At 69.9% G+C, this 19,165-nt stretch carries 21 protein-coding genes; 14 read left to right on the top strand and 7 right to left on the bottom strand.

All coding sequences use genetic code 11. From position 1 onward, the window contains the following. Nucleotides 1–10 precede the first annotated feature (10 nt). The 4 genes from ctaD to ABZX37_RS35990 all read left to right on the top strand — a co-directional run bounded on the left by ctaD (nucleotide 11) and on the right by ABZX37_RS35990 (nucleotide 4,818). A complete protein-coding gene (gene ctaD / locus ABZX37_RS36005; protein ID WP_354747259.1) occupies nucleotides 11–1,783 on the top strand; it encodes a cytochrome c oxidase subunit I in 1,773 nt (590 codons plus the stop codon). A gap of 579 nt (nucleotides 1,784–2,362) precedes the next feature. After that, nucleotides 2,363–3,592, top strand: coding sequence for a phosphoserine phosphatase SerB (gene serB, locus ABZX37_RS36000; protein WP_354747257.1), 1,230 nt, complete (start codon nucleotides 2,363–2,365; stop codon nucleotides 3,590–3,592). Then, nucleotides 3,589–4,362, top strand: a complete 774-nt coding sequence (locus ABZX37_RS35995) for a peptidyl-tRNA hydrolase (protein WP_354747255.1) — start codon at nucleotides 3,589–3,591, stop codon at nucleotides 4,360–4,362. The genes serB and ABZX37_RS35995 overlap by 4 nt, the downstream gene beginning before the upstream one ends. A gap of 51 nt (nucleotides 4,363–4,413) precedes the next feature. After that, nucleotides 4,414–4,818, top strand: a complete 405-nt coding sequence (locus ABZX37_RS35990) for an OsmC family protein (protein ID WP_354747253.1) — start codon at nucleotides 4,414–4,416, stop codon at nucleotides 4,816–4,818. 453 nt (nucleotides 4,819–5,271) lie between these two features. Here ABZX37_RS35990 and ABZX37_RS35985 read toward each other — a convergent pair whose 3' ends face one another. From ABZX37_RS35985 to ABZX37_RS35975, 3 genes are all read right to left on the bottom strand, one after another. Beyond that, a complete protein-coding gene (locus ABZX37_RS35985) occupies nucleotides 5,272–5,604 on the bottom strand; it encodes a hypothetical protein (protein WP_067593690.1) in 333 nt (110 codons plus the stop codon). Nucleotides 5,605–5,661: 57 nt separating this feature from the next. Next, a complete protein-coding gene (locus tag ABZX37_RS35980) occupies nucleotides 5,662–7,713 on the bottom strand; it encodes an ATP-dependent DNA helicase (RefSeq protein ID WP_354747251.1) in 2,052 nt (683 codons plus the stop codon). A 91-nt stretch (nucleotides 7,714–7,804) separates the two neighbouring features. Beyond that, nucleotides 7,805–8,395 carry a biotin transporter BioY gene (locus ABZX37_RS35975; RefSeq protein WP_354747249.1) on the bottom strand — a complete coding sequence of 197 codons (591 nt, stop codon included), beginning with the start codon at nucleotides 8,393–8,395 and terminating at the stop codon, nucleotides 7,805–7,807. A 187-nt stretch (nucleotides 8,396–8,582) separates the two neighbouring features. Here ABZX37_RS35975 and ABZX37_RS35970 point away from each other — a divergent pair, with 187 nt between their 5' ends. Next, nucleotides 8,583–9,242 carry a choice-of-anchor P family protein gene (locus tag ABZX37_RS35970; RefSeq protein WP_354747247.1) on the top strand — a complete coding sequence of 220 codons (660 nt, stop codon included), beginning with the start codon at nucleotides 8,583–8,585 and terminating at the stop codon, nucleotides 9,240–9,242. A 196-nt stretch (nucleotides 9,243–9,438) separates the two neighbouring features. On the opposite strand, the gene ABZX37_RS35965 is transcribed toward ABZX37_RS35970, so the two are convergent. Both ABZX37_RS35965 and ABZX37_RS35960 read right to left on the bottom strand, forming a co-directional pair. Beyond that, nucleotides 9,439–10,014, bottom strand: coding sequence for an isochorismatase family protein (locus ABZX37_RS35965; RefSeq protein WP_354747246.1), 576 nt, complete (start codon nucleotides 10,012–10,014; stop codon nucleotides 9,439–9,441). 10 nt (nucleotides 10,015–10,024) lie between these two features. Next, nucleotides 10,025–11,329 (bottom strand): nicotinate phosphoribosyltransferase, encoded by a 1,305-nt coding sequence (locus tag ABZX37_RS35960; protein WP_354747244.1) that lies wholly within the window; start codon nucleotides 11,327–11,329, stop codon nucleotides 10,025–10,027. Between the two features lie 74 nt (nucleotides 11,330–11,403). On the opposite strand from ABZX37_RS35960, the gene clpS reads away from it, so the two are divergent. Genes clpS through ABZX37_RS35945 form a run of 3 tightly spaced genes read left to right on the top strand, consistent with a single transcriptional unit; the run spans nucleotide 11,404 to nucleotide 13,255 of the window. Then, complete coding sequence (gene clpS, locus ABZX37_RS35955) at nucleotides 11,404–11,703, top strand: ATP-dependent Clp protease adapter ClpS (RefSeq protein ID WP_067593947.1); 300 nt, start codon at nucleotides 11,404–11,406, stop codon at nucleotides 11,701–11,703. Continuing rightward, on the top strand, nucleotides 11,700–12,257 hold the full coding sequence (locus ABZX37_RS35950; RefSeq protein WP_067593672.1) for a DUF2017 domain-containing protein: 558 nt from the start codon (nucleotides 11,700–11,702) through the stop codon (nucleotides 12,255–12,257). The genes clpS and ABZX37_RS35950 overlap by 4 nt, the downstream gene beginning before the upstream one ends. After that, on the top strand, nucleotides 12,218–13,255 hold the full coding sequence (locus ABZX37_RS35945; RefSeq protein ID WP_354747242.1) for a P1 family peptidase: 1,038 nt from the start codon (nucleotides 12,218–12,220) through the stop codon (nucleotides 13,253–13,255). The genes ABZX37_RS35950 and ABZX37_RS35945 overlap by 40 nt, the downstream gene beginning before the upstream one ends. A 2-nt stretch (nucleotides 13,256–13,257) precedes the next feature. Here ABZX37_RS35945 and ABZX37_RS35940 read toward each other — a convergent pair whose 3' ends face one another. Further along, the gene (locus tag ABZX37_RS35940; RefSeq protein ID WP_354747240.1) at nucleotides 13,258–13,629 is read right to left on the bottom strand and encodes a hypothetical protein; all 372 of its coding nucleotides are present in this window, start codon (nucleotides 13,627–13,629) and stop codon (nucleotides 13,258–13,260) included. Between the two features lie 81 nt (nucleotides 13,630–13,710). Here ABZX37_RS35940 and ABZX37_RS35935 point away from each other — a divergent pair, with 81 nt between their 5' ends. The 3 genes from ABZX37_RS35935 (at nucleotide 13,711) to ABZX37_RS35925 (ending at nucleotide 15,416) form a co-directional block, all read left to right on the top strand. Beyond that, entirely contained in the window at nucleotides 13,711–14,118 is a 408-nt protein-coding gene (locus ABZX37_RS35935) for a M67 family metallopeptidase (RefSeq protein WP_067593663.1), read from the top strand. Between the two features lie 64 nt (nucleotides 14,119–14,182). After that, complete coding sequence (locus ABZX37_RS35930) at nucleotides 14,183–14,461, top strand: MoaD/ThiS family protein (RefSeq protein ID WP_344271615.1); 279 nt, start codon at nucleotides 14,183–14,185, stop codon at nucleotides 14,459–14,461. 4 nt (nucleotides 14,462–14,465) lie between these two features. Then, entirely contained in the window at nucleotides 14,466–15,416 is a 951-nt protein-coding gene (locus ABZX37_RS35925; RefSeq protein WP_344271617.1) for a cysteine synthase, read from the top strand. A gap of 40 nt (nucleotides 15,417–15,456) precedes the next feature. On the opposite strand, the gene ABZX37_RS35920 is transcribed toward ABZX37_RS35925, so the two are convergent. After that, nucleotides 15,457–16,101 carry a helix-turn-helix domain-containing protein gene (locus ABZX37_RS35920; RefSeq protein ID WP_354747238.1) on the bottom strand — a complete coding sequence of 215 codons (645 nt, stop codon included), beginning with the start codon at nucleotides 16,099–16,101 and terminating at the stop codon, nucleotides 15,457–15,459. A 22-nt stretch (nucleotides 16,102–16,123) separates the two neighbouring features. Here ABZX37_RS35920 and ABZX37_RS35915 point away from each other — a divergent pair, with 22 nt between their 5' ends. The 3 genes from ABZX37_RS35915 to murI all read left to right on the top strand — a co-directional run bounded on the left by ABZX37_RS35915 (nucleotide 16,124) and on the right by murI (nucleotide 19,146). Continuing rightward, complete coding sequence (locus tag ABZX37_RS35915) at nucleotides 16,124–17,452, top strand: MFS transporter (protein WP_354747236.1); 1,329 nt, start codon at nucleotides 16,124–16,126, stop codon at nucleotides 17,450–17,452. Between the two features lie 219 nt (nucleotides 17,453–17,671). Then, nucleotides 17,672–18,349, top strand: coding sequence for a rhomboid family intramembrane serine protease (locus ABZX37_RS35910; protein ID WP_354747315.1), 678 nt, complete (start codon nucleotides 17,672–17,674; stop codon nucleotides 18,347–18,349). Beyond that, nucleotides 18,346–19,146 carry a glutamate racemase gene (gene murI / locus ABZX37_RS35905; protein ID WP_354747234.1) on the top strand — a complete coding sequence of 267 codons (801 nt, stop codon included), beginning with the start codon at nucleotides 18,346–18,348 and terminating at the stop codon, nucleotides 19,144–19,146. The genes ABZX37_RS35910 and murI overlap by 4 nt, the downstream gene beginning before the upstream one ends. Nucleotides 19,147–19,165 lie beyond the last annotated feature (19 nt).

Raw genomic sequence — 19,165 nt, 5'->3', positions numbered from 1 at the left:
GGAGGCAGGAGTGACGGCCGTAGCCCCCAAGCCGATCGCGACGCGCCCGTATCCCGCGCGCGAGACGGCAAAGGGTTCGTACCTGCTGCGGTTGTTCCGCACGACGGACCACAAGCAGATCGGGATCATGTATCTCGTCGCGTCTTTCGCCTTCTTCATGGTCGGCGGCGCGATGGCGATGCTCATGCGCACGGAGCTGGCCCAGCCGGGTCAGCAGTTCCTGTCGCAGGAGCAGTACAACCAGCTGTTCACCATGCACGGCACGGTGATGCTGCTGCTGTACGCGACGCCGAGCCTGTTCGGATTCGCGAACTTCATCCTGCCGCTGCAGATCGGTTCGCCGGACGTGGCGTTCCCGCGGCTGAACGCGTTTTCGTTCTGGCTGTTCCTCTTCGGCAGCCTGATCGTGCTGTCCGGCTTCCTCACCCCGGGCGGCGCCGCCGACTTCGGCTGGTTCGCCTACACGCCGTTGTCCGACGCGATCCATTCGCCAGGCGTGGGAGCCGACCTGTGGATCGCCGGTCTAGCGGTCTCCGGTCTAGGCACGATTCTCGGCGGCGTCAACATGATCACCACGGTGGTCTGCCTGCGCGCGCCCGGCATGACGATGTACCGGATGCCGATCTTCACCTGGAACATCCTGGTCACGAGCATCCTGATCCTGCTCGCCTTCCCGATCCTCACCGCGGCGCTGTTCGGCCTGCTGGCGGACCGGCACCTCGGAGCCCACGTCTTCGACCCGGCCAACGGCGGGGTGATCCTGTGGCAGCACCTGTTCTGGTTCTTCGGCCATCCAGAGGTCTATATCGTCGCGCTGCCGTTCTTCGGGATCGTGTCGGAGATCTTCCCGGTCTTCAGCCGCAAGCCGGTGTTCGGCTACAAGGGCCTGGTCTTCGCGACGCTGGCGATCGCGGCGCTGTCGGTGGCGGTGTGGGCGCACCACATGTACGCGACCGGCGCGGTCCTGCTGCCGTTCTTCTCCTTCATGACGTTCCTCATCGCGGTCCCGACCGGCGTGAAGTTCTTCAACTGGATCGGCACGATGTGGAAGGGCCAGCTGTCCTTCGAGACGCCGATGATCTTCTCGATGGGCTTCATCGTCACGTTCCTCTTCGGCGGTCTGACCGGCATCATGCTGGCCGCCCCGGCGATCGACTTCCACGTGTCGGACAGCTACTTCGTGGTGGCGCACTTCCACTACGTCCTCTACGGCACGATCGTGTTCGCGACCTTCGCCGGGATCTACTTCTGGTTCCCGAAGATCACCGGCCGGATGATGGACGAGAAGCTCGGGAAGTGGCACTTCTGGACCACGTTCATCGGCTTCCACACCACGTTCCTGGTGCAGCACTGGCTGGGCGCGGAAGGCATGCCGCGGCGTTACGCGGACTACCTGGCCAGCGACGGGTTCACCACGCTGAACACGATCTCCACGATCGGCGCGTACATCCTCGGGGCGTCCACGCTGCCGTTCATCTGGAACGTGTTCAAGAGCTACCGGTACGGCGAAATCGTCACGGTCGACGACCCGTGGGGCTACGGCAACTCGCTCGAGTGGGCCACGTCCTGCCCGCCGCCGCGGCACAACTTCACCGAACTGCCCCGGATCCGCTCCGAGCGGCCCGCGTTCGAGCTGCACTACCCGCACATGGTCGAACGCCTGCACGCGGAAGGCGAGATCGGCTTCTTCGGCAAGGCCAAGCACGTCGCGGCCCCGTCGCAGAAGCTCGTGGACGCCACCATGCCGGGCGACCACAGCAAGGACAACGCGAGCGAGCAGTAACGGCGCTCGGAACAGCTGCACGGCGCGTGCCCGGTCGAGGATTCTCTCGGCCGGGCACGCGCCGTTTTTCGTGCCGGAGAGGGGCTGCCGAGGCGTGCGGGCTGGGGCCTCGTGAGTGTTCGTGCCGGTTAGAACCGGCTTAGCCACGACACCTACCCGGGGCGACGTGACCGCTGCGGACCTGCCCTCTGCTGGGGCGTCGTGAGTGCATGCGGCCCGTGCGTGGCCGACGCGTCGCCCATACGCGCCTCGCTGTTCGCTGCGCCGCCCCGCCACCTCGCGCTGCGCCGCCCGCCCCACCCCGTGCCGCTGGGCCTCACCCTGGGACGGCCCGCCCGCTCCGCGGCGTTCGCCAAGACCGCCATCCGCAGCCGCGGTGCATCGGTCCTCGGCTCCGACCCGCACGGCAGCGCACGCCTTAACCTGGTCCACCGCCCCTCTCGTCGCCCGTTAGTGGCGCCCGCGGTGTGAAGCGCGGCACGGGGGCGTTCTGCCCGCCGCCGCTGGAGGCCAGACTGTGCGTGCCGACTCGCCGTGGCCTAAGCGTCGGTGCCGAGACGAACGAGGGATACCGAACCAGTGAGCCAGACTCCCGTCCTCATCACCACGACCGGTCCGGACAAGCCCGGGGTCTCGTCCGTGCTGTTCGCCGTGCTCACGCGGCACGACGTGGACGTGCTCGACATCGAGCAGGTGGTCATCCGCGGGCAGCTCGTGCTCGGCGTGCTCGCCGGCGTCTACCGCGACCCGGAGGGGCTCCAGGAGTCCGTCGAGCAGGCGATGGCGACCGTCGGCATGGAGGTCGAGGTCCGGATCGGCGACGCGATCGGCGCGGATCCGTTCGCGCTCGGGCGGCGCGATTCGTCGCACGTGCTCGTCTTGCTCGGGCGTCCGGTGACCGCGCGGGCGTTCTCCGAGATCGCGCGGCGGCTGGCGGGCATCGGGACGAACATCGACTCGATTCGCAGCGTCGCCGACTATCCGGTCACCGGGCTCGAGCTGTACGTCTCGGTGCGCGAGGACAACGAAGAGGCCGACGCCGAGCTCCGGTCCATGCTGGCCGACGCGGCGTCCGAGGCCAACGTTGACGTCGCCGTCGAGCGCGCGGGCATCACACGCCGGGCGAAGCGGCTGGTGGTCTTCGACGTCGATTCCACGCTCGTGCAGGGCGAGGTCATCGAGATGCTCGGCGCGTACGCCGGGGTCGAGGAGCAGGTCCGCGAGATCACCGAGGCCGCGATGCGCGGCGAGCTGAACTTCGCGGAGTCGCTGGAACGGCGCGTCTCGCTGCTGGCCGGGCTGCCCGCCAGCGTGATGGACGAGGTCGCGGCGAAGCTCGAGCTGACCCCGGGGGCCCGCACGACCGTCCGCACCTTGAAGCGGATGGGCTTTCGCTGCGGCGTCGTGTCCGGCGGATTTACCCAGGTCATCGACCATCTCGTGGACGACCTCGGCCTCGACTTCGCGGCGGCCAACGAGCTGGAGGTCGTCGACGGCAAGCTCACCGGCCGCGTGGTCGGCGACATCGTGGACCGCGCCGGCAAGGCGACCGCGCTGCGCCGGTTCGCCGGTGAGTACGGGATTCCGCTCGGTGCCTGTGTCGCGGTCGGCGACGGGGCCAACGACATCGACATGCTCGCCGCGGCCGGCATGGGCGTCGCGTTCAACGCCAAGCCCGCGCTGCGCGAGGTCGCCGACACCGCGCTCTCGCACCCGTACCTCGACGCGGTGCTGTTCGTCCTCGGCGTCACGCGCGCCGAGGTCGAGGCGGCGGACGCGGCCGACGGACTCGAATTGGCCCGCCCGTGAACCCTCTGCTCGAACCGCTGCGCAGCCGCTACGCCTCGTGGCTCGGCCTCCCCGCCGAGGACACCGCGGACACCTCCTACGAGGACCCGGACGAGGTCCGCGCGATGCCGATCATCCTGCGGATCGAACGCGCCGAACCGTCCGGCCGGACGGCTCTGCTCGAAGCGGCGGCCGCGGCGGCGCTGGCGGTGTGCCTGGACGAACGCGTCGAACCCGGCGGCGAGTGGGCCGAGCCGGTGCAGGCGTGGCTCGACAACCGGATCCGCAAGGTCGCGCGCCGGGCTCGCGGCGCGCACTGGCAAGCGGTGCTGGACCAGCCGGGAATCACCATCGAGGTCGACGGCGCGGAGGCGCGGGCGCTCGTGCCCGGGCTCGTGAAGGAGGCCCCGAAAGAGGTCTCGCGGCTGCAGATCTCCGGCAGCGAACTGCCCGCCGACATGCCCGGTCCGGCCCCGGCCGACGTCCCGCTGCTGATGCTGAACCCGGACGTCCCGATGACCGTCGGCAAGGCGTCCGCGCAGGTCGGGCACGCCACGATGATCCTCGCGTCGCTGCTGCCGGACGACGAGTTGGCGGCGTGGGCGGCGAAGGACTACCGAGTCGCGGTCCGGACGCCCAGCCCGGCGCGGTGGAAAGAGCTGTGCCCGGTCGAGGACCCGGAGGCGGGCTGGCGCGACAACCGCGTGATCGCTGTCCGGGATGCGGGATTCACCGAGGTCGACCCCGGCACGATTACCGTGCTGGCGCAGCATCCCGGAACATCGGCGTGACCCGCTCGGTTGCGCCAATGCAGTGATTCGACGGGTGGAAAGGCGTCTCCGATGACCTTGGAAGTACAGCGCGAAGGCACGCACAGCTTCGTCGGCCGCAACGAGCGCGGCGCGGAGGTGCGGTTGGGCCGGGCTGGCGCGGAGGGTGCCTTCTCCCCGGCGGAACTGCTGCAGATCGCCGCGGCGGGCTGCTCCGCGGTGACGGCGGAGCAGCTGATCACGCGGCGCGTGGGCGAGGACTCGAAGTTCAGCGTCGCGGTGACGGCCGATCGGCGAGAGGGAGCGTCGGAACTGGACGCGGTGCACGTCGCGTTCGACGTCGACGTGTCGGGCCTGGACGAAGCCCAGCGGGAAGCGCTGGCGGGCGCGGTGGACCGGGCGATCGAGCGGCTGTGCACGGTGAGCCGGACGCTCAAGAAGGCCATTCCGGTGACGGAGACTTTTCCGACCGCTTGAGCTGCAGCGGTACTTGCGGTGGGTTGGTGAGCCGGAGCGGCGGGCGGGGGTTGCTGAGCTGACGCGGTGGGCGGTTCGCGCGGTCGTCAGACTCCGTTGAGCAGGCCGGTCGGTTTGCTGGTGCCGATCGTGCCCAGCCGGGGCGGTCGTCGAGCTGCGATGGCGGCACCGGTCGTGCGGTGTGGTCGCTGAGTCGCAGTGACGGCCGGGTTCTCGCGGTGTGGAGCGTCGACCCGTCGTGGCGGACAGTTGTCGCAACGGTCGCCGAGTCGGATGGCGGGCAGTTCGCGCAGTGTGGTCACCGCGGCGGCAGTCGCAATACGGCTCGTCGAACTGCTGTGGCTAAGCCCCTCGAAGCCGCAGCTCGTCAACCCCTTACCCGGCAAGCGTTTCCGGTCGAGCCGAGGTCAGCGGAAGCCGCAGTAGCCCGGAGCGGGCTTCAGCGAGCCCGAATCAGCTTTGCCACACCACGTACGCCTGGTCGGCGTCCGTGGTCATCGCCTCGATGAACTTCTCGTTGTCGAAGCCGGGCAAGGTCTGCAGGCGTTCGATGAGGGCGTCCGCGGCCGGGTCGCCGCTCGGGACCGCCGTGCCTTTGCCGTCGTTGCCGACCAGCATGAAGAAGACGTCTTCGTTCCAGGGGCCGTCCGGGATGACTCTCACCATGACGGAGCTCAGTTCTGACCACGTCACAGCTTCTTCGCTGCCATCGGCGAGCCGGCGCCGCACCCCGGTGTCGTCAACACTGACGGTCCGGGATTGTGCGCTGGACGAATCCTGGGTCAACGGTGCTCCCTGTCGTGTTCGTTCCACTCACCGTACCCGCCTGGCCCGTGCGCTCGGTCAGGCGGGCGCGGCCGCGTCGAGTCGCTTCAGTGCGTCCCGTGCGACCTGCGGATCTGTTGTCGGCCAGAACGGCGGCAGCGACGCGCGCAGGAAACCGCCGTAGCGCGCGGTGGCCAGCCGGGAGTCCAGCACTGCCACCACGCCGCGGTCGGTGACCGAGCGGTGCAGCCGTCCGGTGCCCTGCGCCAGCAGCAGCGCGGCGTGCGTGGCGGCGACGGTGAGGAATCCGTTGCCGCCCCGGGCTTCCACCGCGCGTTGGCGTGCGGACGACACCGGATCGTCCGGGCGGGGGAACGGGATCCGGTCCACCACCACGAGCTGCAGCGACGGCCCCGGCACGTCCACGCCCTGCCACAGTGTCAGCGTGCCGAACAGGCAGGTTCGCGCGTCTTCGGAAAACTGCCGCACCAGCAACGGCGTGGCGTCGTCGCCCTGGCAGAGGATCGGGTGGTCGAGCCGTTCCCGCATCGCCTCCGCGGCCTGTTTCGCCGCGCGCATCGAGGAGAACAGGCCCAGCGTACGGCCGCCCGCGGCTTCGACCAGTGCGGCCAGTTCGTCCATTGTGGACTCGGCGAGCCCGTCGCGGCCCGGCGGCGGCAGGTGCTTGGCGAGGTAGAGGATGCCGTTGCGGCGGTGGTCGAACGGCGATCCGACGTCCAGCCCGGTCCACTTCGGGCCGTTGTCCTCGTCGGACGGCGCCTCCTTGTCGGTGGCCGTGCCCGGCGACTTCACTACGCGCGCGCCGCTCGGCGGAAGACCCCATTGCCGTGCCATGGTGTCGAATTCGCCGCCGAGGGTGAGCGTCGCCGAGGTCAGCACGGTGGTGTGCTGGTTGAACACGCGCTCCCGCAACAAGCCTGCGACGCCGAGCGGCGCGACCTTCAACGCCGGGGGGCGCGGATTCGCGGAGTACTTGTCGCCGGTCAGCCAGACGACGTCCCGTTGGTGCGCCAGATCCTCGTCGTACGCGTCGAGCAGCCGCACTGCTGTGTCGTGCACTTCTTCGAGCAGCGACCGGGCCAGCTTGCGCGCGGTGGCCTCGCCGACGTCTTCCTTGCGATCCGAACCCAGCGCGGTGAGGCATTCCTTCGCCGCGTCGCGCACCGCCGGGATCGCGCCCTGCAACGGCTTCGGCAGCGCGTCGAGCCTTCCGGACGGGATGTCGTCGAGGATCAGCGCGAGCCCGTCCGACGACTCCAGCAGCCGGTCCGCGATTCCCGCGTCCATCAGCTTTCCGCAGCGGCGCGCGGCGGCCGAGACCATGGCGCTGGTGAGTTCGCCGGTCGCGACCGACGTGACCCGGTCGACCAGGTCGTGCGCCTCGTCGATGATCACCAGGTCGTGGTCCGGCAGGACCTGGTAGCCCTGCAGCGCGTCGATGGCTAGCAGCGCGTGGTTGGTGACCACGACATCGGCGCGGCCCGCCTCGGCTCGCGCGCGTTCGGCGAAGCAATCGGTGCCGACCGGGCACTTCGCGGCGCCGAGGCATTCCCTCGCGGTGACGGAAACCTGCCGCCACGCCTGGTCGGACACGCCGGGCACCAGCTCGTCGCGGTCGCCGGTTTCGGTGTCTGACGTCCACTCGTGCAGCCGGGTGACTTCTTTGCCGAGCCGGGACACCGCGAACGGGTCGAACAGCTGCGCGTCCTCGGGCTCGTCGGACGGACCGGTGTCGAGCCGGTGCAGGCACAGATAGTTGCGGCGGCCCTTGAGGATCGCGAAGGTCGGTTCGCGCCCGAGCGGCTTCTTGAGCGCCTTGGCGAGACGCGGGAGATCACGGTCGACCAGCTGGCGCTGCAACGCGATGGTGGCCGTGGAGACGACGACGGTGGTGTCTTTCTCCACCGCGTGCCGGATCGCGGGCACCAGGTACGCCAGCGATTTGCCGGTGCCCGTTCCCGCTTGCACGGCGAGGTGTTCGCCGGTGCGGATGGCGTGGCCGACGGCATCGGCCATCTTCACCTGGCCGGGGCGTTCAGCGCCGCCGACAGACTCCACCGCGTGGGTGAGGAGTTCGAGGACGCCGGGGAAATCGGTTCGGGCGGGCACAGCGAGACACGATAGCCGCCAGGTCCGACAGGATCTTCGATCCGGCGCGAACGGACCCCTCGCGCCGGACCGAAGCTCCCGGGATTACGGCTCAGTCTTCCTTGCGGAACCGCGAAACCGCGGCCCACGCGAGCGGCAGCACACCCGCCGCGACCACGGTCTTCAGCACGTCGCCCACGAGAAACGGCGTGACGCCCTTGTCGAAAGCGGTGGCGAGATCGAATCCGGTGGCGGCCATCAGCCACGGCACGCCGAACGCGTAGATCACGACGTTGCCGAGCACCATGGTCCCCGCCGTGCGCAGCGGAGTGCGGTCGCCGCCGCGGCGGGCGAGCGCGCCCACGAGCGCACCGGCGAACACGAAGCCGACGATGTACCCGGCCGAGGCTCCGGACAGCCCGGAGGTCCCGCCCTGGAACCACGGCACACCGGCCGCGCCGACGAGCAAGTACAGCAGCATCGAGGCCGCGCCGCGGCGCATGCCGAGCGTCGCGCCGACGAGCAGCGCGGCGAAGGTCTGGCCGGTCATCGGCACCGGCGTGCCCGGGAGCGGGATGACCAGCTGCGCGGCGGCTCCGGTGAGCACGGCTCCGCCGGCGACCAGTGCCAGGTCGCGCACCAGGGTGCCGGGCACGAGGTCGGCCAGCACCTGACGGCGGGCCGGGAGAGACAGTGACGACACGGGACCTCCAACCACGGAAAACGGACGTCCGGGCAGGTTATCGTCGAGTGACCGGACGGAACGAGACAAGTTGCGTTCCTCACCACCCCTGTCTTCCGCCACACGTACGGGTGAGCTGCCCCGGTCGACGTTTGGGACCCCTGCCGCGCTGCCGATGTCGAAGCACGGGCGAAGGGAGACAGGTCGAATGCGCGGACGGATCCTGCTGGTCACCGGGGTTCTGCTGGCTGCGGCGCCGGCGGTGGCACACGCCGATCCGCCGGTCACGTCCACCGGCTGGGGTTCCGCGGGCAGCCTCGACGTGCTGGTGGACCACGAGCACGTGGTCACCGGAGAATTAGCGCGCTGCGACGCCGACGGGCCGGCGTCCGCGCGCACTCCCGGCGGCGCGGCGGGCGAGGTCGCGGTGTTCGGGTTCGGCGGCACCAGCTGCGAGCGGAAGGGCTCGGTCGCACAGGTGAAGGCTGGCGGGCAGCGGTTCGAGTCCGGCCTGCTGACCCGGTACGGCGGGCCCGAGCTGAAAGTCCGCACGTACTCGGTCGGCTGCGCCACCACGACGGATTCGGGCAGCACCGGGTCGATGTCGATCGGCGAGGTCTCCGGGTTCACCATTCCGTCGTCGATCCCGGCGAACTACCGGATCACGATCCCCGGCGGCGCGGCGGGCACGGCGCTGGCCACGATCACGCTGAACGAGACCGTGACGCCGACGCCCGCCGACGGCAGCCTGGTCACGCACGCGGTGCACGTGAAGCTGTTCCCGCAGGGCGGTCCGGCGAGCGGGGACATCTACCTCGGCACCGCGGCGTGCAATCCGTACGGCAAGGGCGGCGCACCAGCCTCGTGAGCGGCAATGCCGAATCCCCGCCCCCCGCCTGACCATATTTCGCGTCCGTGAGGGGAACCCTGAGGGACTCAGAGTCCCTCAGGGTTCCCCTCACGGACCGCAAACTCCGCTTTCGCCACCGTCACGGCCCGGGCAGGCCGTGGCACCGCGGCGGGCAATCCGTACGGCAAGGGCGACGCGCCCAAGCCGTAACCGGTCAGGCTGGCGGCAAAGCGGGCGTGCCGGTGTAGCGCACGCCTGCCTCGTCGAAGTCCTTCAGCGTCGCGTCCACCGTCGGCTGCGAACCGCCGACGGTCAGGTCCAGCAGCACCTGCACGTTGAACCCGGCCTGAGCGGCGTCGAGCGCGGTGGCGCGCACGCAGAAGTCGGTCGCGATGCCGACGACCTCGACGTCGGTCACCTCGTGCGCGCGCAGCCATTCCTCGAGCGTCTTGCCGTCGCCGGACTTGCCCTCGAAACCGGAGTACGCGGCGGTGTACTCGCCCTTCGAGAACACCGCTTCGACCGGCACCACGTCCAGCGCCGAGTGGAACGACGCGCCCGCCGTGCCCGCGACGCAGTGCCGCGGCCAGCTGGTGTTGAAGTCGGGCGTGTCGCTGAAGTGGTCGCCCGGATCGATGTGGTGGTCGCGAGTGGCGACGATGTGGGTGTAGCCGCCATCGGCCATCCGCCGCGAGATGGCCGCCGCGGCGGCCGCCCCGCCCGGCAGGCCGAGCGAGCCTCCCTCGCAGAAGTCGTTCTGCACATCCACCACGATCAGTGCGGTTCCCATGGTCGGCTCCCTACAGAAAAGTCGTCGGTATCGCGGGCTCGCCGTGCGAGAGCTTGAGGCCCTCCCACGGCAGGCTCACCTGCGCGCGCCGCAGGCGGGCACGCGCGTCGTCCAGCGTGGGCAGATCATCCACCGGCGCGCCCTCTCGCACCAGGGGTATCTGCAGGTCGAGATCGTTCTCGCCGGGCTCCGGGCGTCCGCTGGCGGCGGTCCAGACCACTTCCTCGACCGCCGTCCCGGTGCTGCGGTGCCGGCGCAGCGCGTGCTTCCGCCCGCCCCGGGATTCCTTGTGCGCACTGCGTTTCGCGACCGGGCGGCCGTCGACCTCGACCAGCTTGTACACCATCCCGGCGGTCGGCGCGCCGGATCCGGTGACCACCGAGGTGCCCACGCCGTACGCGTCGACCGGTTCCGCGCGCAGTGCCGCGATCGCGTGCTCGTCGAGGTCTCCGGACACCACGATCCGGGTGTCTTTCGCACCGAGCGAGTCGAGCTGGTCGCGGGCCTTGCGGGCAAGCGGGCCGACGTCGCCGGAATCGATCCGGATCGCGCCCAGCTCCGCACCGGCGACGCGCACGGCCGCTTCGATGCCTGCGGTGATGTCGTAGGTGTCCACCAGAAGTGTGGTGTCCGCGCCCATCTTGCTGACCTGTGCGCGGAACGCCGCTTCCTCGCTGTCGTGCAGCAGCATGAAGGCGTGCGCGACGGTGCCGCGCGTCGGAATCCCGTAGCGGCGGCCCGCTTCGAGGTTCGACGTGGTGGCGAATCCGGCCAGGTAGGAGGCGCGCGCGGCGGCGACGGCGGCGTACTCGTGCGTGCGCCGTCCGCCCATCTCGATGATCGGCCTGCCGTGCGCCGCGCCGGACATCCGCGCCGCCGCGGACGCGATCGCGCTGTCGTGGTTGAGGATCGACAGCACCACCGTCTCCAGCACCACGGCCTCGGCGAAACTGCCGGTCACGGTGAGGATCGGCGAACCGGGGAAGTACAGATCGCCTTCGCGGTAGCCGTCGATGTCGCCGCGGAACTCGTAGTCCGCCAGCCATGCCAGCGTTTCCGGGTCGACGACCGCGGTCTGCTCCAGCATGGTCAGTTCGGCGTCGGTGAAGCGGAAGTCGGCGATCGCGTCGAGCACGCGCGCGGTGCCCGCGACGACGCCGTAGCGGCGCCCGTCGGGAAGCCGCCGCGCGAAGACTTCGAACACGCACGGCCGGTCGGCCGTCCCGTCCGCGAGCGCGCTCGCCAGCATGGTCAGCTCGTAGTGGTCGGTGAGCAGCGCCGTGCTGGCGCTGGTGACCGGCTCGGGGGAACCCATGGGAGCAGCCTATTCACTCACATGGACGGACCTGGCGCGGCGTACCGGGATGGCCCCGTGACACCATGGTGTGCATGTCCACGCCTGTCGCATCCGAACAGACGCAGGTCGATCCACTCGGGGCCGAGCTGGCCGAATCCGACCAGCCCTGGCGGACGATCGTCTGGAACGACCCGGTGAACCTGATGTCGTACGTGACGTACGTCCTGCAGAAGCTGTTCGGCTACAGCCGGGACCACGCCACGAAGCTGATGCTCGACGTGCACAACAAGGGCAGGGCGATCGTGTCGTCCGGTTCGAAGGAGAAGGTGGAGACCGACGTGGCGAAGCTGCACGCGGCGGGCCTGTGGGCGACCATGGAACAGCCCTCGTGAAGGCCTGGCGGCGCAAGGGGGACGCCATCCTCGCCGGGTTCGAACAGCAGGAAGCCGCCGTGCTGCGCGGGCTCGTCGGGCAGCTCGAGGACATGCTCACCGCCCGGGCCGAGGAGGCCCCGCAGGACGAACTCGCCGAGCTGACCGGGATCCGCACCGGCCCCGCCGAATCGCCGGACGACCCGGTGCTGTCGCGGCTGCTGCCGGACTTCCACCGGCTCGACCCGGACAACCCGAGCCGCGAGGACCTCGATTCGGCGGCGGCGATGCGGTCGCTGCACGAGCCGGAGCTGCTGGAGAAGAAGGTCGGCGTCGCGAAGATCGTGCTCGACACGCTCCCGCGCGACGGCGGTTCGGTGAAGCTGACCTTCGAGCAGGCCGACGCCTGGCTCGGCGCGCTGAACGACGTCCGGCTGGCGCTGGGCACGGCGCTCGACGTCACCGAGGACATGCCGGACGAGCTGCCCGACGACGACCCCCGCGCACCCCATCTCGGCGTCTACCATTGGCTGACATGGGTGCAGGAGACGCTGATCCAGGCGCTGACCGGCTGACCGGCGGGAAAATCACCGATGTTCCGGGCGTGCTCGTAGGCCAGCACGAGAGGCTCGGCGACGGCTGGGCCACCGGAACCACTGTCGTGCTCGTGCCGGACGGCGCGACCGGCGCGGTCGATCAGCGCGGCGGCGCTCCCGGAACCCGCGAAACCAACCTGCTGGAGCCGGAAAACCTGGTGCAGCAGGTGAACGCGGTCTGTCTCTCCGGCGGAAGCGCGTACGGCCTCGCGGCGGCGGACGGCGTGATGCGGTGGCTGTCCGAGCGGAACCACGGGTTTCCCGTTGGCGCGCAGCCGTATGAGGTGGTGCCGATCGTGCCCGCGGCGGTGCTGTTCGACCTGCCGCGCAGCGAGTGGGGCAATCGGCCGGACGCCGATTTCGGTTACGCCGCTTGCGAAGCCGCCGGGGAAGCCGTCGCGATGGGCACCGCGGGCGCGGGCTCCGGTGCGGTGGTCGGCTCGCTCAAGGGCGGCATCGGGACGGCGAGCGAGGTCGTCGGCGAGGTGACTGTCGGCGCGATCGTCGCGGTGAACGCGGCGGGCCAGGCAGTGGATTTCGCGACTGGGCGGGCCTTCGCCGGGGATCACGAGGTGGACGGCGAGTTCGGCGTCCGCTGGCCGGATCGGCCGGGCGAGGCGCCGGGTCAGCGGACGGATCTGAACACCACGATCGGTGTGGTGGCTTGCGATGCGGCGTTGACGAAAGCCGAGGCACGCCGGTTGACGGTCGCCGCGCAGGACGGGCTGGCGCGCGCGGTGCGTCCGGCGCATTCGATGTTCGACGGCGACACCGTTTTCGCGCTGGCGACCGGCGCGCGGGAGCTGCCGGGGGAGCCCGGGTCGTTCGCGGCGGCCGCGCGAGCGGGCGCGTTGGACGCGTTGTGCGCGGCGTCGGCACGGGTGTTCGCGCGGGCGATGGTGCACGGGCTGCTGTCGGCGACCTCCGCGGCCGGGATCCCGGCGTATCGGGACGTGTGGCCGGAAGCGCTGGGCTGAGGTCAGAACGGGTCCCGCGGGAGGGCGTCCTCGTCACGTTCGAGGTCGGCGGCGCGCACGGTGGCCACGTACTCCTCGTCGATCTCCAGCACCAGGCCGCCGAACGACACGGTCGGCCCGAGCGAGGGATGCACGTCCACCGGGCCCAGCTCGGTCGAGCGCGGCAGCTGTTCCCACACGGAAACCGGCTTCCACCGGCGGAAAGTGCTGCAAGCGAGCACTGTCACGTGCCGATCGGTGACCACGATGACGAAGTTCCGGTGCGCGGCCATCATCGACACCATCAGCGATGTGGCGGGGAACACGTACTGGACGACGTCCCCTTCGGCCAGCAGGCCACGGCAGCGTTGGCGGACCTTCGAGGACACCGGCATCCCGTTATTGTGCCCTGACCTGCGGATGAGCGGTAGCTCTCACAGTGTGGACTCGTTCGGTCCACGAACTAAGATGTCCGTGTGCTCCGGATCCGCCGTGAACTCGTCGACGAGATCGTCGCCCACGCCCGCCGTGACCACCCCGACGAAGCGTGCGGGGTGGTGGCCGGTCCTGTGGGCTCGGACCGCCCCGAGCGGTTCATCCCGATGCTGAACGCGGCGCGCTCGCCGACGTTCTACGAGTTCGACTCGGGCGACCTGCTCAAGCTCTACCGCGAGATGGACGCGAACGACGAGGTCCCGGTGGTCATCTACCACTCGCACACGGCGACCGAGGCCTATCCGTCGCGCACCGACGCGAACATCGCCGCCGAACCCGACGCGCACTACGTGCTCGTCTCGACAAGAGAGCCCGATTCGCACGAGTTCCGCTCGTACCGGATCGTGGACGCCGAGATCACCGAGGAGCCGGTCGAGATCCTCGACTGAACTCGCGGAATAAAGCGCGGCGTCCGATGCGTCAGCGTGTAGGAACCCACCGGAGGTAAGAACCATGGCCGTCACCGTGTCCATCCCGACCATCCTGCGCACCCACACCGGCGGCGAGAAGTCCGTCGAGGCGGCGGGCAAGACCGTCCTCGAGATCATCGACGACGTCGAGTCGCGGCACGCCGGGCTGAAGGCGCGCCTGGTCAAGGAGGAGAAGCTGCACCGCTTCATCAACGTCTACGTCAACGACGAGGACGTGCGCTTCTCCGGCGGGCTCGCCGCCGAGGTCAAGGACGGCGACACCCTCACCATCCTGCCCGCCGTCGCGGGCGGCGCGCGCTGAGTCGATGACTCGCTACGAGTCCCTCCTCGACGCGCTGGGCGGCACCCCGCTGGTCGGCCTGCCCCGGCTTTCGCCGACCGACGAGGTGCGGCTGTGGGCGAAGCTCGAGGACCGCAACCCGACCGGCTCGATCAAGGACCGGCCCGCGCTGGCCATGATCGAGGCGGCGGAGCGGGACGGCATCCTGCGGCGCGGGTCCACGATCCTCGAACCGACCTCGGGCAACACCGGGATTTCGCTGGCCATGGCCGCGAAGCTCAAGGGCTACGGCCTGGTGTGCGTGATGCCGGAGAACACGTCCACCGAACGCAAGCAGCTGCTGCAGGCGTACGGCGCGCGGATCGTGTTCTCCCCGGCCGCGGGCGGTTCGAACGAGGCGGTGCGGCGGGCCAAGGAGCTGGCGAAGCAGAACCCGGACTGGGTGATGCTGTACCAGTACGGCAACCCGGCCAACGCGGACGCGCACTATCGCGGGACCGGGCCGGAGCTGCTGAAGGACCTGCCGACGCTGACCCATTTCGTCGGCGGGCTCGGCACGACCGGGACGCTGGTGGGGGTCGGGCGGTACCTGCACGAGCACAAGCCGGACGTCCAGGTCATCGCGGCCGAACCGCGGTACGGCGAGCTGGTGTACGGCCTGCGCAACCTCGACGAGGGGTTCGTGCCGGAGCTCTACGACGAGAGTGTGCTCAACGGACGCTATTCGGTGGGGGCGTACGACGCTCTCCGGCGAACGCGGGAGTTGCTGGAGCACGAGGGCATTTTCGCCGGGATCTCCACGGGCGCGGTGCTGCACGCGGCGCTCGGGGTCGCGGAGAAGGCCGCCGCTCGCGGCGAGAAGGCGGACGTGGCCTTCGTGGTCGCGGACGCCGGCTGGAAGTACCTGTCGACCGGCGCGTATTCCGGGTCGCTGGACGAAGCGGCAGAACGGCTTGACGGTCAGCTCTGGGCCTGACCGTCCGTGAGGGGAACCCTGATTTCCCGCGGGGTTCCCCTCACGGCAGTAATCCCACGACGAGTGCGCGTACGCCTCGTTCGTAACTGTCTTGTGCGGTAAGGGTTTCCCAGCGCGGCCCGATCTCGGCGAGCGTCGGGAATTCCGTCGCGTCCAATTCCGCGAAGACGCGCTCGCGGTAGGTGTCGCCGCCCCGGTCCCGTCGTCGCGCGGCGGCCGCGCGGGAGCTGATCTCGCCCAGCGTGTAGTGCCACACCGCTCGGTAGACCTCCACCGCCGCATCAGTCGGCAGGCCCGCTTTTACCGCCGCCGCAACGATTTTCTCCGGGTACCACAGCCCTCCGACTGACAGCAGGTCGTCGGAGCGCAGGACGTCCACGATCCACGGGCAACTCGCCAGCCCGTCCCGCATCGCCTTCGCGACCGCCACGATCCGCTCCGCCGGTTCCTCCGGGAGGTTCTCCGGCCGAGGCATCTTGCCGTGCGCGTAGTCGTCCAGCAGCAGGAGAAGCAGGCCCTCTTTGTCGCGCACGTGGTGGTACAGCGCCATTGCCGTGCTGCCGACCTCGCGGGCGACGCGCCGCATGGTCAACGCGTCGACGCCGTCCTCCTCGATGACCCGGTGAGCGGCGGCCACGATGTCGGCCTTGGAGATCTTCGGCGGTCGGCCGGTGCGCGCTGGCATGCCGCCATGCTACTTTTTATACATGTATAAAAAGTACTGGGGGACGGTCGCCGCGCTGGCGTTCGCGGTGGCGGTGGCGGTCGGGACTTTGCAGATGACCGTCGTGGTGCCGTTGCTGCCGCGGCTGCAGCTCAAGCTGGGGGTGCCGCTGAGTTCGGTGTCGTGGGCGCTGACCGCCGGGCTGCTGGCGGGCGCGGTCGCGATTCCGCTGGTCGCGCAGCTTGGTGACCTGTACGGCAGGCGCACGATGTCGTTGGTCGTGCTCGCGTTGCTGGTCGGGGGATCGGTGCTGGGCGCGGTGGCGGGCTCGCTGCCGCTGCTGGTCGTCGGCCGGATCCTGCAGGGGGCGGCCGCGCCGTTGCTTCCGCTGGCGATCGGCCAGGTCAGGACCGTTTTGCCCGCCCGATCGCTGCCGACCGCGATCGGCGTTCTGAGCGCGACCATCGGCGCGGGCAGTGGCGGCGGGATGATCCTCGCCGGGCTCGCCGGTGGCGATCACCAGCTGGTGTTCTGGGTGCTGGCGGCGCTCGGCGTGGTGGCGTTCGCGCTGGTCGCCGCGGTTAAGGAGGACCGGACGGCCGCGGTACGGAGCGGTTCGCCGGACCTGCTGGGCGCGGTGCTGGTGTCGGGGTGGCTGATCTGCCTGCTGCTGGCGATCAGCAAAGGTTCCGAATGGGGCTGGGGGACCGTCGGGCTGCTGGTCGCGGCCGTGGTGCTGGCGTCGGTGTGGGTGGTGACGGCGCGGCGCACGAAGACGCCGTTGATCGAGATTCCCATGCTGCTGCACCGAAAAACGGTGGGCGCGACGGTGGCGTCATTCCTGCTCGGCTTCGCCTTGTTCGCCACGATCATGACGCTTTCGGCCTACGCGCAAGGCGTGCTCCGGGCGTCGGTGTTGCAGGTGGGGCTTTATCTGTTGCCGACGACGATCTTGATGCTGGTGGTTTCCGTGCTGGCCGGTTCGTTGATGCGGCGGTTCAGCGCGCCCGCGCTGGTCGCTGGCGGCTCGGCGGTGGTGCTGGTGGCCGCGTTGTGGCTGACCACGTTGCCGGGGGACGGGCTTGGGCTTTATGCCGTCGCGGCGGTGCTGGGGCTGGGGATCGGGCTCGGTTACGCCGCGTTGGGGACGATGGCGGTCGAGCACGTCGAGCCCGCGAAAACGGCCGCCGCCGGTGGGATCAACGCGCTGGTTCGGGTGGTGGGCAGCAGCCTCGCCGGAGCGGTCGGCGCGGTGGTGCTGTCGGCTGGCGGTCCGGGATGGAGCTTCGCGGTGGCGGCGGTGGCCGCGCTGCTTTCCGCCTTGTTCGCTGCCGCCTATGGAAACTTGCTCCGGAAGCCAGCAATGGTGTGACGCGCGGTCCGTGAGGGCCACCTTCACGGACTCTGAGTCCCTCAGGGTTCCCCTCACGACCCGCGCGACCCCGCGCGGCCGGGCGGTCCGTGAAGGGCCCCTTGCCGGAATCTGATTCCCTCAAGGAGTCCTTCACCGCAGGTCACCCAGGGGCCAAGTTCAGGGATTTCTCCCGAGGCCGTCCGCCCGTCCCCGACGTAGCCTGAGGGCGTGAGCACACTGCCTCCCCTCCCGCCGACGTCACCGCCGCCCGCACCAGGCGGCGGCAAGCCGGTCGACGTCGCGAAGCGCATCCTGCCGCCCAATCCCAAGGCCGCGGCGTTCGTCGCGCTGGGGTTCGTCGGGGTGCTGTACCTCGTGGAACTGCTCGACGTGATCCTGCCGGGCAAGTTCACCGACGGCGGGATCCTGGCGCGGCACGCGTCCAGCCTCGACGGCATTCTCTGGGCGCCGCTGCTGCACGCCAACTGGTCGCACCTGTTCTCCAACACGGTGCCGGTGCTGGTCTTCTCCTTCCTCGCGATGGCGGCGGGCATCGGCCGGTTCGCCGTGGTCACGGCGATCATCTGGGCGGTGTCCGGGATCGGGGTGTGGCTCGTCGGGCCCTCGGACGCCTACACCGTCGGCGCGTCCGGGCTGGCCTTCGGCTGGCTCGCGTACCTGCTGGTGCGCGGCCTGTTCCACCGGTCGCTCGCGCAGATCGCGGTCGCGGTCGTGCTGCTCGGCGTCTGGAGCGGGATGCTCTGGGGCCTGCTGCCCGGCAATCCCGGCATCTCCTGGCAGGGCCACCTCTTCGGCGCGCTGGCCGGCATCCTCGCCGCGTGGCTGACTTCACGCGGCGAACGCGTCAAATCCCCGAAGATCGAGCCGACGACGCCGGGTAACCTCGGGGGGTGAGTTCTCCCGGCGCGCCCATCGGTGTTTTCGACTCCGGCGTCGGCGGGCTCACCGTCGCACGCTCGATTCTCGAACTGCTGCCTGCCGAACAGCTTCGCTACGTCGGCGATACCGCGCGCAACCCGTACGGCCCGCTGCCCATCGCCACTGCTCGCGAGTACGCGTTGGCCGCTCTCGACGACATGGTCGAGAGCGGCGTGAAGGCGTTGGTGATCGCGTGCAACACAGCGTCCGCGGCCTGCCTTCGCGACGCGCGCGAACGCTACGACGTACCAGTTATCGAAGTGGTCCTTCCCGCCGCGCGCCGGGCCGCGGTCGCCACACACAGCGGACGCGTCGGTCTTATCGGCACCGAGGGCACTGTGCGTTCGAGGGCGTACGACGACGCCTTCGCCGCTGCGCCGGACGTACGTCTCACTAGTGTCGCCTGTCCGCGCTTCGTGGACTTCGTGGAGCGCGGCATCACTACTGGCCGACAGATTCTCGGGCTGGCACAGGGTTATCTGCAGCCGTTGCTCGAAGCCGAGGTGGACACGCTGATCCTCGGCTGCACGCACTATCCGCTGCTGTCCGGCGTGCTGCAGATCGTGATGGGACAGGACGTCACGCTCGTCTCCAGTGCCGACGAAACCGCCAAAGACCTCTACCGCGTGCTGACCGAACTCGACCTGCTCGCTGAACGCGACGAGTCGCCGAAGCACGAGTTCCTCGCCACCGGTTCGCCGGAGCCGTTCGCCCGCTTGGCGCAGCGGTTCATGGGCTTTGCGCCGGGTGCGCTGGACCCGGTCAGCGCGTGACGCTGCGACGCCGCTGGGC

Origin of the sequence: Amycolatopsis sp. NPDC004079 (assembly GCF_040610415.1) — a bacterium.
Lineage (GTDB): Bacteria > Actinomycetota > Actinomycetes > Mycobacteriales > Pseudonocardiaceae > Amycolatopsis > Amycolatopsis halotolerans.
Note: the sequence above shows the minus strand (reverse complement) of the source record. Positions and strands in the feature narration are given on the sequence as shown.

What these genes read in the sequence shown, in the direction of transcription:
- ABZX37_RS35920 (WP_354747238.1), bottom strand. Translation starts at nt 16,101, where the DNA reads ATGCCAGCGCGCACCGGCCGACCGCCGAAGATCTCCAAGGCCGACATC.
- ABZX37_RS35970 (WP_354747247.1), top strand. Translation starts at nt 8,583, where the DNA reads ATGCGCGGACGGATCCTGCTGGTCACCGGGGTTCTGCTGGCTGCGGCG.
- ABZX37_RS35945 (WP_354747242.1), top strand. Translation starts at nt 12,218, where the DNA reads ATGGGTGCAGGAGACGCTGATCCAGGCGCTGACCGGCTGACCGGCGGG.
- clpS (WP_067593947.1), top strand. Translation starts at nt 11,404, where the DNA reads ATGTCCACGCCTGTCGCATCCGAACAGACGCAGGTCGATCCACTCGGG.
- ABZX37_RS35990 (WP_354747253.1), top strand. Translation starts at nt 4,414, where the DNA reads ATGACCTTGGAAGTACAGCGCGAAGGCACGCACAGCTTCGTCGGCCGC.
- ABZX37_RS35925 (WP_344271617.1), top strand. Translation starts at nt 14,466, where the DNA reads ATGACTCGCTACGAGTCCCTCCTCGACGCGCTGGGCGGCACCCCGCTG.
- ABZX37_RS35965 (WP_354747246.1), bottom strand. Translation starts at nt 10,014, where the DNA reads ATGGGAACCGCACTGATCGTGGTGGATGTGCAGAACGACTTCTGCGAG.
- ABZX37_RS35940 (WP_354747240.1), bottom strand. Translation starts at nt 13,629, where the DNA reads ATGCCGGTGTCCTCGAAGGTCCGCCAACGCTGCCGTGGCCTGCTGGCC.
- ABZX37_RS35915 (WP_354747236.1), top strand. Translation starts at nt 16,124, where the DNA reads ATGTATAAAAAGTACTGGGGGACGGTCGCCGCGCTGGCGTTCGCGGTG.
- ABZX37_RS35960 (WP_354747244.1), bottom strand. Translation starts at nt 11,329, where the DNA reads ATGGGTTCCCCCGAGCCGGTCACCAGCGCCAGCACGGCGCTGCTCACC.
- ABZX37_RS35930 (WP_344271615.1), top strand. Translation starts at nt 14,183, where the DNA reads ATGGCCGTCACCGTGTCCATCCCGACCATCCTGCGCACCCACACCGGC.